The following is a 13,557-nucleotide window of genomic DNA, read 5'->3' as shown; positions in this document are numbered from 1 at the left end:
ACGGTGAGGGCCCCGTCGGTTCACAGCCGGCGGGGCCTTCGCTGTGTCCTCCTGCGGTCACTGGTTCCTTCGTCGGCTCCCGTAGTGACCGGCGGGGCGCGGACAGGCCCTAGGCTCCCCGCATGTCTCCGGCCAAGAAGCGCGCCCGTGCCTACGACCCGGCCAAGACCCGGGCGGCGATCCTCACCCAGTTCACGCACGTACGGGAGGCCGTGGCCTCCCTGACCCCCGAGCAGCTGGCCCGATCCACCCGGCTCGGCGAGTGGACGGTCCGGGACCTGGCCGCGCATCTGGCCATGGCCGTGGAGAGCGTCAGCCGGGGCCTTGACCGCGAGGAGCCGCCCAAGCCGGAGCTCACGCTCACCGAGTGGCCGTTCGCCACCGCCCCCCGCGCCGGCGCCATCGCCGACCGCACCCGGGACTTCGCCGAGGCCCATCCCGACCTCGACGCCCTCTTCGCCCGCACCGGCGAGCGATTCACCGCCTCCCTCGCCACCGCCCCCGAGCCTCGCGTCCTGGCCGCCCGCACCGGCGCGATGACGCTCGCCGACTACCTGGTCACCCGCACCGTCGAACTGATCGTCCACACCGACGACCTGAACGCCGCGGTGCCGGGTCTCGACGTGCCGTACGACCGTCAGGCCCTCGCCGCCTGCACCCGGCTCCTCGCCGACGCGCTGGCCGCGAAGGCCCCCGGCGGCTCGACGGAGGTGCGGATCCCGCCGTACGCCGTGGTGCAGTGCGTCGAGGGCCCCCGGCACACCCGCGGCACCCCTGCGAACGTCGTCGAGACGGACCCGCTGACCTGGATCCGGCTCGCGACCGGGCGAGTGACCTGGCCGGAGGCGGTCGAGAACGCCCAGGTCAGCGCCAGTGGCGAGCGGGCGGACCTGAGCGGGCTGCTGCCGCTGATGGGGTGAGCCGTTCCCGCGGCGCGGAACCGGCCCCGCGTCCCTCCCGTCCCATCGGCATGGACAACATGCGACTCACCCTCGCCGTCCTGACCGTTCTTCCGCTCGGCATGGCGTGCGGAAGCGAAACGGGCAGCGTCTCCGAGACACGCACCGCCTCCGTGGCGTCCGGGATGTCGGGCGTCCACTGGCAGGTCGACAGCGTCACCACGGACGGCACCACCCGGCACGCTCCCGCCGACGCCGCCATCCGGATCACCGGCGACGGAACAGCCGAGGGCAGCTACGGCTGCAACCACTTCAGCGCCAAGGCCGACTTCACGGACCACCGCGTCGAGCTGACCGACGCCCGCCAGACCCTGATGGCCTGCGAGCCGCGGCGGATGACCTTCGAGCGGGCCCTCGCCCGCACCCTCACCGACCGCTCGCTCACGGTCGAGGCCAAGGGCGACGCGCTGACCCTCACCACCCACGACGGCGACCGCATCCGCCTCACCAAGGAGAAGGACGCGCCTCTGTTCGGGACGAAGTGGACCATCACGGCACTGGGTGCCGACGGCTCCGCGACGAGCCTGCCGCAGAAGCAGAAGGCGTCCGCGTACCTCACGTTCGAGGAGAAGCCCGGCAAGGTCACCGGCAAGCTGGGCTGCAATCACATGACCGCGAAGGCCACGGTGCGCGACGGACATATCACCCTGGGCGCCCCGACCACCACCCGAATGATGTGCGACACCTCACTCATGCAGACGGAGAAGAGCCTCCTGCGCCTCTTCAGGCACACGGTGAGCTACGAGTTGGATCATCGGAACCTCACGCTGACCAGCAAAAACGGAGAAAGCGCCGAAGCGGTCGCCGGACGGTGATCCAAGAGCGGCAGCTGTCCCCAATTCGGACCAGTGGTCGATCTCGCCTACACTCGGTGCCGTGCCACGTGGTGACGGTCGACTCAATCATGATCTGCTCCCCGACGAGAAGGGCCCCCAGGACGCTTGCGGCGTCTTCGGTGTCTGGGCTCCGGGCGAAGAGGTCGCCAAGCTCACTTACTTCGGGCTCTACGCCCTCCAGCATCGGGGCCAGGAATCCGCGGGAATCGCGGTCAGCAACGGCTCCCAGATCCTCGTCTTCAAGGACATGGGCCTCGTGTCCCAGGTCTTCGACGAGACCTCGCTCGGTTCGCTCACCGGTCACATCGCGGTCGGTCACGCCCGCTACTCGACCACCGGCGCCTCCGTGTGGGAGAACGCCCAGCCGACGTTCCGTGCCACCGCGCACGGCTCCATCGCGCTCGGCCACAACGGCAACCTGGTCAACACGGCGCAGCTCGCCGAGATGGTCGCCGACCTGCCCAAGCAGGAGGGCGGCCGCACCCCGCGGGTCGCGGCCACCAACGACACCGACCTGCTCACCGCGCTGCTCGCGGCCCAGGTCGACGCCGACGGCAAGCCGCTGACCATCGAGGAGGCCGCACACACGGTCCTTCCGCAGGTCAGGGGCGCCTTCTCGCTCGTCTTCATGGACGAGCACACCCTGTACGCCGCCCGCGACCCGCAGGGCGTCCGCCCGCTGGTCCTCGGCCGCCTGGAGCGCGGCTGGGTCGTCGCCTCCGAGTCCGCCGCCCTCGACATCTGCGGCGCCAGCTACGTCCGCGAGATCGAGCCGGGCGAGTTCGTGGCCATCGACGAGAACGGCCTGCGCACCTCTCGATTCGCGGATGCGAAGCCCAAGGGCTGTGTCTTCGAGTACGTGTACCTGGCCCGCCCCGACACCGACATCGCCGGCCGGAACGTCTACCTCTCCCGCGTGGAGATGGGCCGCAAGCTCGCCAAGGAAGCCCCGGTCGACGCCGACCTCGTCATAGCGACCCCGGAGTCCGGCACCCCGGCCGCCATCGGCTACGCGGAGGCGTCCGGCATCCCCTTCGGCGCGGGCCTGGTCAAGAACGCCTATGTCGGCCGTACGTTCATCCAGCCCTCACAGACCATTCGCCAGCTCGGCATCCGCCTGAAGCTGAACCCGCTGAAGGAAGTCATCAAGGGCAGGCGACTGGTCGTCGTCGACGACTCGATCGTGCGCGGCAACACCCAGCGCGCCCTGGTCCGCATGCTCCGCGAGGCGGGCGCGGCGGAGGTCCACATCCGGATCTCCTCGCCCCCCGTGAAGTGGCCCTGCTTCTTCGGCATCGACTTCGCCACCCGCGCCGAGCTCATCGCCAACGGCATGACGATCGACGAGATCGGCACCTCGCTCGGCGCCGACTCCCTGGCGTACATCTCCATCGACGGCATGATCGAGGCGACCACCATCGCCAAGCCGAACCTGTGCCGCGCCTGCTTCGACGGCGAGTACCCGATGGAGCTCCCGGACCCCGAGCTGCTCGGCAAGCAGCTTCTGGAGACCGAGCTGGCCGCCGGTCCGGCAGCCACGGCGGCGGCCGACGCGATCCGTCGCCCGTAAAGCCCGTCATACCTGCAGTACGACACGAAAGTTCTCACCGTCATGTCTGAGACAACTGGTGCCAGCTACGCAGCCGCGGGCGTCGACATCGAAGCGGGCGACCGCGCCGTAGAGCTGATGAAGGAGTGGGTGAAGAAGACGCAGCGCCCCGAGGTCCTCGGCGGCCTCGGCGGATTCGCCGGCCTCTTCGACGCCTCCGCCCTCAAGCGCTACGAGCGCCCGCTGCTCGCCTCCGCCACGGACGGCGTCGGCACGAAGGTCGACATCGCGCGCCGGCTGGGTGTGTACGACACCATCGGCCACGACCTGGTCGCCATGGTCATGGACGACATCGTGGTGTGCGGCGCCGAGCCGCTGTTCATGACCGACTACATCTGCGTCGGCAAGGTCCACCCCGAGCGGGTCGCCGCGATCGTCAAGGGCATCGCGGAGGGCTGTGTGCTGGCCGGCTGCGCCCTCGTGGGCGGCGAGACGGCCGAACACCCCGGGCTGCTCGGCCCGGACGACTTCGACGTCGCAGGCGCCGGTACGGGCGTCGTGGAGGCCGACCGGCTGCTGGGCCCCGATCGCATCCGTACGGGTGACGCGGTGATCGCCATGGCGGCCTCCGGGCTTCACTCGAACGGGTACTCACTCGTCCGGCACGTCCTGCTGAACCAGGCGGGACTGTCGCTCGACGCACGGATCGAGGAGTTCGGCCGCACCCTCGGCGAGGAGCTGCTGGAGCCGACGAAGATCTACTCGCTGGACTGCCTGGCTCTGACCCGCACGACGGACGTGCACGCCTTCTCGCACGTGACGGGTGGCGGCCTGGCCGCGAACCTGGCGCGTGTGATCCCCGACGGCCTGCACGCGATCGTCGACCGCTCCACCTGGACCCCGGGCCCCGTGTTCGACCTCGTCGGCAGGACCGGCTCGGTCGAGCGCCTGGAGCTGGAGAAGACCCTCAACATGGGCGTCGGCATGATCGCCATCGTCCCCGAGGAGTCGGCTGACGTGGCCCTGGCGACGCTGGCCGACCGCGGGGTCGAGGCCTGGGTGGCCGGAGAGATCACGGACCGCGGCGACCACGAGACGGGCGCGGCACTCGTCGGCGACTACAGCGCCTGACGGATCCGACGGCGGACACGGATCCGCCGACGGACGCGACGGCAGCACAAAACCCGGTCCGGTGGTGTGGACCACCCCGGACCGGGTCAAGCACTACTGAATGCGTCAAGCGCCGCGACGATGTTGCGACGCGGGACCGGACTCCTCGTCCTCGTCCTCATCGTCGTCGTTATAGAGATCCGCGTACTGGGCGTACGGGTCGTCTTCCTCGTCGTCGTCGTCCTCGAACGGCTCGCCATTCGGCGGCTGGCTCGAAGTCGATGCGCCCAGCTCATTGGCCAGACGCGACAGGTCAGTCCCGCCGCTGCTGTACTTCAGCTGGCGGGCGACCTTCGTCTGCTTGGCCTTTGCCCGGCCGCGCCCCATGGCTCGACCCCCTCGGATACGGGGCCCGGCGGCCCCAGAGTCTTGACACGCGTTCATGATCTGGAACGGGCCCTCCGCAGAGAGACCGGTCCGTAGGGCTTCCACGGTACCTGAGCCCGCGCCCATACGGTACGTCGCCCGCAGGACGGGCCCGAGTCCAGGACCCTCGGGGCGCGCCGTCCCCGCTGGTCAACCGCGATTTTAACCACTTCTCGGCAGGCGACCCGCCGACGAACGTGAGAGTTCTCTCTAAGTGTGCGCCGACGGGTACCGGCCAAACCTCCTGAAGGTCAGAGACTGCGCCCCGTGGCCGCCTCGTGCATCCGCTGCTCGGCGATCCGGTCGGCCGCCGCGGCCGGCGGAATCCCATCCGTCTTCGCACGAGCGAATATGGCGAGCGTGGTGTCGAAGATCTTCGCGGCCTTCGCCCTGCACCGGTCGAAGTCGAAGCCGTGCAGCTCGTCGGCGACCTGGATGACACCGCCGGCGTTCACCACGTAGTCCGGCGCGTAGAGGATCCCGCGGTCGGCGAGGTCCTTCTCGACGCCCGGGTGGGCGAGCTGGTTGTTGGCGGCCCCGCAGACGATCCTCGCGGTCAGTGCGGGCACGGTGTCGTCGTTCAGGGCCCCGCCGAGCGCGCAGGGGGCGTAGATGTCGAGGCCCTCGGCGCGGATCAGGGTCGCGGTGTCGGCGACCGCGCGTACGCCCGTCGGGTGTGCCGCGAGGATCCGTCCGACGGCCTCCTCGCGCACATCCGTGACGAGGACCTCGGCGCCCTCGCTCCGCAGGTGCTCGACCAGGTGGTGACCGACCTTGCCGACGCCCGCGATGCCGACCTTGCGGCCGCGCAGCGACGGGTCGCCCCACAGGTGCTGTGCGCTGGCCCGCATGCCCTGGTAGACGCCGAAGGCGGTGAGGACGGAGGAGTCGCCCGCGCCGCCGTTCTCGGGCGAGCGGCCCGTGGTCCAGCGGCACTCGCGGGCCACGACGTCCATGTCGGCGACGTAGGTGCCGACGTCGCACGCGGTGACGTACCGCCCGCCGAGGGAGGCCACGAACCGGCCGTAGGCCAGCAGCAGCTCCTCGGTCTTGTCCCGCTCCGGGTCGCCGATGATCACGGCCTTGCCGCCGCCGTGGTCGAGACCGGCCATGGCGTTCTTGTACGACATCCCGCGCGCCAGGTTCAGCGCGTCGGCGACGGCCTCGGCCTCGCTCGCGTACGGGTAGAAGCGCGTACCGCCGAGGGCGGGGCCCAGAGCGGTGTTGTGGAGGGCGATCACGGCCTTGAGGCCGCTGGCGCGGTCCTGGCAGAGCACGACCTGCTCATGTCCGCCCTGGTCCGAATGGAACAGGGTGTGCAGTACATCAGCAGGTGCGCCGGTTACGTCGGTCACGGTGGTGACTCCTGAAGTAAGTAGCGGCGGTTGGAGGCCAGCTCCCGTGTGGGTGGCGGGGGCTGTGGGGACGAGATTAGAGCCTGGGAGCCCCGCCATCCGCGCAGTGCTCAGGATCACCTACCACGGGATGGCGTCCGTGCGACGATTTGCATAGATTTCCCGCCCGTTTGTGAGCGGGTTCCGCAGGTTTTCCCGGTGATGGGCGGGGGAGGGAGCAGGCGTGCCCAAGGTGTCCTCGGTGATCGTCCCGTACGCGACGTATCTGCGCGTGTACGAACCACTGGCCGCCTTCCCCGAACCGGAGCGCAGCCACTGGGCGCGTTACGCCCGGCGCGCGGACCGCCCCTCGTACCAGGACGAACTCAGGCGCTCGCTGGCCGACTTGGTGCCCACCCCGCCCATCCCGGTGCCGGTGCACGAGAGCAGCGACGCCTTCGTGCTGGAGGTCGACGGGGTGGTGTGCGTGTGTCCCTGGCGGACCCGGCTGCGGGGGTGGCAGGCCCTTCAGGAGCTGCCGGAGGAGCTGCCGAAGCCGGTCCTGGACGCCGTACTGCCGGAGGTCGTACGACGCCAGGCGACCCAGGACTACGAGCGCTGGCTGGTCCGCAACCCGGACGCCCGCCCCTGGATCCGCACGGCGGCCTGGCAGGTGCCGCTGCACTGGTTCGTGCTGGTGTCGGACGAGGAGCGGCGCTTCGACAAGGGCTCCGGTGAGGTCCCCCCGGTGCTGCGCTACCAGACGCCGATGGTGCAGGCGCGGCGGCGCGTGGCGCGGGCGCTGCGGGCGCTGAAGGACGGCATCGACGAGGGGCCGCTGATCGACGGTCTGGTGGATGTGGGGCGCTGGCTGGAGGAGTTCCATCCGCGCTCGCTGGTGGAGTTGGACTACGGCGGCCTGGTGCACACCCTGCCGGCCGGCGAGCTGGAGGACGACCACTCGGCGGCGGACGTGGCCGAGGGCATCGAGGCGCTGCGGCACGGCGACGGGGCGGCCGCGGGGGAGGCGTACGCGCGGCTTGTGGAGCGCTGGCGGTCGGTCAGGGACCGGCGCTCGGCGAACTGACGTTTGACGTGACGCCCGTTTTGGGGTTTTGTCCTCGCACCGAGGTGCCTGAGGTGACTGAGGTTTCCCCGACTTGGGACGTAGGTCACGATCCGGGCGATCGCCTCAAGCAATGCTCAACCCCGGCCAAGCGTGATGGACCGCACTTACGCGGCTCTTGCGCCTCTTGCCCCTCCTCATGCCAAAATAGGACAAGGAGTCCGGGGAGGGCTCCCTCTGTATTGCACGCTTTGGGGGGTCTCGTGGCTCCTGAGTGTCCTGTGACTGATCGTCACAGGGGCGTGACTGTCCGTTATGGCAAGGTTCATCGGCTTCCGTGGCTGATGAACACCTGGAGGGGCAATTCCATCGGTTTGGCCGACGAGGCTGGACAGATGGTGTAGTTGTAGTGCCGAGGACAAGCCGTTCGTCCTATAACCGACTCGACTCGCGTCCGCCATTTCGGGCAACGCGGGTCAAGGTGCAGAATTTAGAGGAAAGAACCGAGAACGATCGGTTCTCCCGAGGAGGCCGCTCATGACCGCTCGCACCCCTGATGCCGAGCCGCTGCTGACCCCGGCTGAGGTCGCCACGATGTTCCGCGTCGACCCCAAGACGGTCACGCGGTGGGCGAAGGCCGGCAAGCTTACTTCGATCCGTACGCTCGGCGGGCACCGCCGCTACCGCGAGGCGGAGGTCCGTGCGCTGCTCGCGGGCATCCCCCAGCAGCGCAGCGAGGCCTGAACAACTGCATAACAGGGCAAATCGGCAGGTCCCCCAACGTGCCGTGGCGCCCGAACCCTAGCTCCAAGCGACGCGGGGTCTGCCCCAACAGGCTCCACGCCCACGCTCTTCAGAGCTTTTCAAGCAAGTAACAGGGTGCGTCGTCGATCGCGCTGGACTCCGCCGGGTCCAGCGCGATCTTTTTTGTGTGCATCGCATGCCTGGCCGGCGACCCCGTGAGTGGCCCTGTCGGAGTCTGGGGAGGGCTGTCGGATCTCCTGGGGGGCCTCTGTGCGGTGTGCCCGCGAGGAGCCTCACTGAGGGTGCAATTGCACATATAAAATTGACCAGTTGTAGGTGGGGTGTAAGTACCGCGGTTTCAGAAACTCATGCGGTGACACCCGTCACATGCCAGGGTCCTTGTTGCGCTTGGTGCACGTGCGCTAGTGGAGGTACGCGCTCCAGGCGCCCACGGTGAGCCGGGTGTTGGGAGCCCTAGGGGTCATGCGCCGGCGGGACTTTCGTCCTCCACGGCGTCGTCCGGTGCGTCGGCGCCCTTCGGTGAGTCCATCGCCAGCCGCAGCAGGTGGTGGCAGATCGGGCAGTGGCGGGTCAGGTGGCCGTACGACGAAGCGGCCGACAGATGCGCACGGAGCAAGGCCCGTGTCTCGTGCCTGACCGATGCCGCCATTCGCCACCTCCGTGGGCCGCACGGGGAACGGGCCCTGCCTTCTGGGTACCGACGGAAAGTGACGGCGTCAAGACGGCGTGGTGGTCCGCGGGACGCGTGTGCCTGCCGCGCCGCCCCTTTTTACCGCCGCACGCTGAGTTGGCCGTCTCCTGGGGCTGTCGCCGTCCCTGGGGCCGTGCGTCGGCTTGAACGGCTTCGTCCTCAGGCGCCGGACGGGCGGGGAGATGCGCGGTGCTCTGCCGCCGCACGCTGAGTTGGCCGTCTCCTGGGGCTGTCGCCGCCCCTGGAGCCGTGCGTCGGCCTGAACGGCCTCGTCCTCAAGCGCCGGACGGGCTGGGAGAAGCGGACCGGCCCCGAAAGATGAAGAGGTGGCATGCGGAAGGCCCATGGCATGTGAAAGGCCCGCGGTCCCTTGCCGGGATGCGGGCCTTCGTCCTTCTACTGCGGTCCTGACGGGATTTGCTGTACCCGATGGCGGCTTCGCCGCGGGCGCGGCCTCCGCTGGGGCACGGCGGGTGCTGTGGCATGTGAAAGGCCCGCGGTCCCTTGCCGGGATGCGGGCCTTCGTCCTTCTACTGCGGTCCTGACGGGATTTGCTGTACCCGATGGCGGCTTCGCCGCGGGCGCGGCCTCCGCTGGGGCACGGCGGGTGCTGTGGCATGTGAAAGGCCCGCGGTCCCTTGCCGGGATGCGGGCCTTCGTCCTTCTACTGCGGTCCTGACGGGATTTGAACCCGCGGCCTCCACCTTGACAGGGTGGCGAGCACTCCAAACTGCTCCACAGGACCAGGTTTCGCAGTGCGATTCGTGCGTTGCGCTGCGAGAAGAGACTGTACAGGAGGGTGCGCCCGCTGGTCGAACTCACCCCGTGTGCGCGGGTGGTTACGGGGCGGCCGCATCGATCGCCTTCACGATCCGCTTGTCGGAGACGGGGTAGGCCGTGCCCAGGGCGTGGGCGAAATAGCTGACCCGGAGCTCCTCGATCATCCAGCGGATGTCCAGCACCGAGGACGGGACGGGGTGGCCCTGGGGCATCTGCTCCAGCAGCCACGCGTACTCGTCCTGCATCTCGTGGACCTTCTCCATGCGCGTCGTGTCCCGCTGCACGCCCGTCGGCATCTGCTGCAGCCGGCGATCCGCGGCCACCAGATAGCGCATCAGGTCGGCGAGGCGACGTAGCCCCGCCTCCGTCACGAAACCCGGCTTCACCAGGGCGTCCAGCTGCTTGCGTACGTCCGCGAGGTTCGGCAGCAGCGCAGGGCTCCGTACGGCCTTCAGACGGCGTTCACACGCTTGCCAGGCCGCCAGGACCTGCTGTACCTGGCCCACCGTGCGGATCGTCGTGTCCACGATCTCGGCGCGCACCTTGTCGAACAGCTTCCGATACGACTCCTCGTCCCACGCCGGGCCGCCGAAGTCCCCGATCAGCTTGTCCGCCGCCGCCATCGCGCAGTCGTCGAACAGAGCCTGGATCGAGCCGTGCGGGTTCGCGGACAGGGCGAGCTTCTGGGCGTTCGTCAGCTTCTCGGACGCGAACTTCGCGGGGTTGACGGGGATGTTGCGCAGGATCAGCCTGCGCGTGCCCTTCCCCATCGCCTCCGCCTGCTCCGCCTCCGTGTCGAACAGGCGCACGGAGACCGTGTCACCGTCGTCCACCAGGGCCGGATACGCCTTCACCGGCTGGCCGGCGCGGCGCGTCTCGAAGACTCGGGTGAGGGAGCCGATCGTCCAGTCGGTGATGCCCTTGCGCTCCAGGGACTCCCCGCCCTGCCGCTCGGCCGTGGCGGCGGCCGCCTGGGACAGTGCCTGGCGCGCCTTCGGCTTCAGCCGGAGCTTCAGCGCCTCAAGGTCCTTGTCCTCGGCGAGATTGCGACGCCGCTCGTCCACGATGCGGAAGGTGATGCGCAGATGGTCCGGGACCTTCGACCAGTCGAAGTCGGACGCCTCGAAGGGCACGCCGACCATGCGCTTCAGTTCGCGTGCCATGGTCGTGGTCAGTGGCTCCTGGAGGGGCTGTGTCCGCTCGCGCCCCTCCGGGGACGACGCCGTGTCCAGGAAGCGCTTCGCGAAGTTCGGTGCCGGCACGTAGTTGCGGCGGATCGGCTTGGGGAGGGAGCGGATCAGCTCGGTGACCAGCTCCTCCCGAAGGCCCGGGATCTGCCAGTCGAAGCCCTCGTCCGAGGCCTGGTTGAGGACCTGGAGCGGAACGTGCACGGTCACGCCGTCGGCGTCCGCGCCCGGCTCGAACTGGTACGTCACCCGGAACTTCAGCGGCCCCTGCCGCCACGAGTCCGGATAGTCGGTCTTCGTGACCGCCTCCGCGGACTCCCGGATGAGCATCTCCCGCTCGAAGTCCAGGAACTCCGGCTGCTCGTGCCGCTTCCGCTTCCACCAGGAGTCGAAGTGGGCGCCGGACACCACGTGTTCGGGCACCCGGGCGTCGTAGAAGTCGAAGAGCGTGTCGTCGTCGACGACGATGTCCCGGCGCCGGGCGCGATGCTCCAGCTCCTCGACCTCGCTGAGGAGTCTGCGGTTGTCGGCGAAGAACTTGTGGTGCGTGCGCCAGTCGCCCTCGACGAGCGCGTTGCGGATGAACAGTTCGCGGGACGTCTCCGCGTCGATACGGCCGTAGTTCACCTTGCGCTGGGCGATGATCGGGACGCCGTACAGCGTGACCTTCTCGTATGCCATCACGGCCGCCTGGTCCTTCTCCCAGTGCGGTTCGCTGTACGTGCGCTTGAGGAGGTGCTCGGCCAGGGGCTCGACCCATTCGGGCTCGATCCTGGCGTTGACGCGCGCCCAGAGGCGGGAGGTCTCCACCAGCTCCGCCGACATCACGAACCGCGGCGGCTTCTTGAAGAGCGCCGAGCCCGGGAAGACCGCGAACTTGGCGTTCCGCGCGCCCAGGTACTCGTTCTTCGCGCCCTCTTTCACGTCCTTCATGCCGATGTGCGAGAGCAGTCCGGCGAGGAGGGAGACGTGGATGCGGTCGCCGGGGGCATCGTCCTCGTTGAGGTGGATGCCCATCTGCTTGGCGACCGTGCGGAGTTGGGTGTAGATGTCCTGCCATTCGCGGATGCGCAGGAAGTTGAGGTACTCCTGCTTGCACATGCGGCGGAAGGACGAGGAACCCCGCTCCTTCTGCTGCTCGCGCACATACCGCCACAGGTTCAGATACGCCAGGAAGTCGCTGGTCTCGTCCTTGAAGCGGGCGTGCTGCTGGTCCGCCTGCGCCTGCTTGTCGGCGGGGCGCTCGCGCGGGTCCTGGATGGAGAGCGCGGCGGCTATCACCATGACCTCGCGCACGCAGCCGTTCTTGTCGGCCTCCAGGACCATCCGGGCCAGCCGGGGGTCGACCGGCAGCTGGGCGAGCTTGCGCCCGCTCGGCGTGAGCCGCTTGCGTACGTCCTTCTCCGCCGGGTCCAACGCGCCCAGTTCCTGGAGCAGTTGCACACCGTCGCGGATGTTGCGGTGGTCCGGCGGGTCGATGAAGGGGAACTTCTCGATGTCGCCGAGGCCGGCCGCGGTCATCTGCAGGATGACGGAGGCCAGGTTCGTACGGAGGATCTCCGCGTCGGTGAACTCCGGGCGGGCGACGAAGTCGTCCTCGGAGTAGAGGCGGATGCAGATGCCGTCGGACGTACGGCCGCAGCGGCCCTTGCGCTGGTTGGCGCTGGCCTGGGAGACCGCCTCGATCGGCAGCCGCTGGACCTTCGTACGGTGGCTGTAGCGGGAGATACGGGCGAAGCCCGGGTCGATGACGTACTTGATGCCCGGGACGGTCAGGGACGTCTCGGCGACGTTCGTGGCCAGAACGATCCTGCGGCCCGTGTGCTGCTGGAAGACACGGTGCTGCTCGGCGTGGGAGAGGCGTGCGTACAGGGGCAGCACCTCCGTGAACCGGTAGTTCTTCTTGACCAGCGCGTCCGCCGTGTCCCGGATCTCCCGCTCGCCCGAGAGGAAGACGAGGATGTCGCCCTTGCCCTCTCCCTGGAGCTCCTCGACTGCGTCGCAGATCGCGGTGATCTGGTCGCGGTCGGAGTCGTCCGAGTCCTCTTCGAGGAGGGGGCGGTAACGCACCTCGACCGGATACGTCCGCCCGCTGACCTCGACGATCGGCGCGTCGCCGAAGTGCCGGGAGAACCGCTCCGGATCGATGGTCGCGGAGGTGATGACGACCTTGAGATCGGGCCGCTTCGGCAGCAGCTGGGCGAGGTACCCGAGCAGGAAGTCGATGTTCAGGGACCGCTCGTGGGCCTCGTCGATGATGATCGTGTCGTAGGCGCGCAGCTCGCCGTCGGTCTGGATCTCGGCGAGCAGGATGCCGTCCGTCATCAGCTTGACGAAGGTGGCGTCCGGGTTCACCTGGTCGGTGAACCGCACCTTCCAGCCGACGGCCTCGCCCAGAGGCGTGTCCAGCTCCTCGGCGATCCGCTCGGCGACGGTACGGGCGGCGATACGACGGGGCTGGGTGTGCCCGATCATGCCGTTCACCCCGCGCCCGAGTTCGAGACAGATCTTCGGGATCTGGGTCGTCTTGCCGGACCCGGTCTCACCGGCGACGATGACGACCTGGTGATCACGGATGGCGTCGGCGATCTCGCTCTTCTTCTGGCTGACGGGCAGCTGTTCGGGGTACGAGACGGCGGGCACCCGGCCGCGCCGCTCGCCCATCCGCTGCTCGGCCTTCGCGACCTCCGTCTCGATCTCGGCGAGAACGGCGGCCTGGGCCTGCGGCTTACGGATCCTGCGCGCGCCTTCGAGCCTGCGCCCGAGCCGGTGCGCATCGCGCAGGGACAGCTCGGTCAGGCGGGCGGCGAGGGTGCCGAGGGCCGGGGTGGCGGGGGCAGGGTGCGTAGACATA

10 protein-coding genes and 1 tRNA gene are annotated in these 13,557 nt (G+C 69.1%); 6 read left to right on the top strand and 5 right to left on the bottom strand.

The annotated features are described in order from the left end of the window. Positions 1-122 precede the first annotated feature (122 nt). The 4 genes from ACYUED_RS20490 to purM all read left to right on the top strand — a co-directional run bounded on the left by ACYUED_RS20490 (position 123) and on the right by purM (position 4,475). Positions 123-920 carry a maleylpyruvate isomerase family mycothiol-dependent enzyme gene (locus tag ACYUED_RS20490; RefSeq protein ID WP_491293725.1) on the top strand — a complete coding sequence of 266 codons (798 nt, stop codon included), beginning with the start codon at positions 123-125 and terminating at the stop codon, positions 918-920. Positions 921-970: 50 nt separating this feature from the next. Continuing rightward, positions 971-1,774 (top strand): META domain-containing protein, encoded by an 804-nt coding sequence (locus ACYUED_RS20485; RefSeq protein ID WP_491293724.1) that lies wholly within the window; start codon positions 971-973, stop codon positions 1,772-1,774. Between the two features lie 61 nt (positions 1,775-1,835). Continuing rightward, positions 1,836-3,365, top strand: coding sequence for an amidophosphoribosyltransferase (purF, locus tag ACYUED_RS20480; RefSeq protein ID WP_491293723.1), 1,530 nt, complete (start codon positions 1,836-1,838; stop codon positions 3,363-3,365). A 42-nt stretch (positions 3,366-3,407) separates the two neighbouring features. Then, positions 3,408-4,475, top strand: coding sequence for a phosphoribosylformylglycinamidine cyclo-ligase (purM, locus tag ACYUED_RS20475; RefSeq protein ID WP_491293722.1), 1,068 nt, complete (start codon positions 3,408-3,410; stop codon positions 4,473-4,475). 105 nt (positions 4,476-4,580) lie between these two features. Here purM and ACYUED_RS20470 read toward each other — a convergent pair whose 3' ends face one another. Both ACYUED_RS20470 and ACYUED_RS20465 read right to left on the bottom strand, forming a co-directional pair. After that, positions 4,581-4,841 (bottom strand): DUF3073 domain-containing protein, encoded by a 261-nt coding sequence (locus ACYUED_RS20470; RefSeq protein ID WP_491293721.1) that lies wholly within the window; start codon positions 4,839-4,841, stop codon positions 4,581-4,583. 290 nt (positions 4,842-5,131) lie between these two features. Beyond that, the gene (locus tag ACYUED_RS20465) at positions 5,132-6,235 is read right to left on the bottom strand and encodes a Leu/Phe/Val dehydrogenase (RefSeq protein WP_491293720.1); all 1,104 of its coding nucleotides are present in this window, start codon (positions 6,233-6,235) and stop codon (positions 5,132-5,134) included. 223 nt (positions 6,236-6,458) lie between these two features. On the opposite strand from ACYUED_RS20465, the gene ACYUED_RS20460 reads away from it, so the two are divergent. After that, complete coding sequence (locus ACYUED_RS20460; RefSeq protein WP_491293719.1) at positions 6,459-7,301, top strand: DUF8083 family protein; 843 nt, start codon at positions 6,459-6,461, stop codon at positions 7,299-7,301. 516 nt (positions 7,302-7,817) lie between these two features. Then, positions 7,818-8,024 carry a developmental transcriptional regulator BldC gene (gene bldC / locus ACYUED_RS20455; RefSeq protein ID WP_003949541.1) on the top strand — a complete coding sequence of 69 codons (207 nt, stop codon included), beginning with the start codon at positions 7,818-7,820 and terminating at the stop codon, positions 8,022-8,024. A gap of 481 nt (positions 8,025-8,505) precedes the next feature. On the opposite strand, the gene ACYUED_RS20450 is transcribed toward bldC, so the two are convergent. From ACYUED_RS20450 to hrpA, 3 genes are all read right to left on the bottom strand, one after another. Beyond that, entirely contained in the window at positions 8,506-8,694 is a 189-nt protein-coding gene (locus ACYUED_RS20450) for a DUF6274 family protein (RefSeq protein WP_491293718.1), read from the bottom strand. A gap of 712 nt (positions 8,695-9,406) precedes the next feature. Then, positions 9,407-9,481 (bottom strand) — tRNA-Asp (locus ACYUED_RS20445). Between the two features lie 94 nt (positions 9,482-9,575). Continuing rightward, a complete protein-coding gene (gene hrpA, locus ACYUED_RS20440) occupies positions 9,576-13,556 on the bottom strand; it encodes an ATP-dependent RNA helicase HrpA (protein ID WP_491293717.1) in 3,981 nt (1,326 codons plus the stop codon). Between the last annotated feature and the right edge of the window lies 1 nt (position 13,557).

It is taken from the genome of Streptomyces sp. DF42 (genome assembly GCF_058267695.1).
This window is presented reverse-complemented; position numbering and strand designations above follow the sequence as displayed.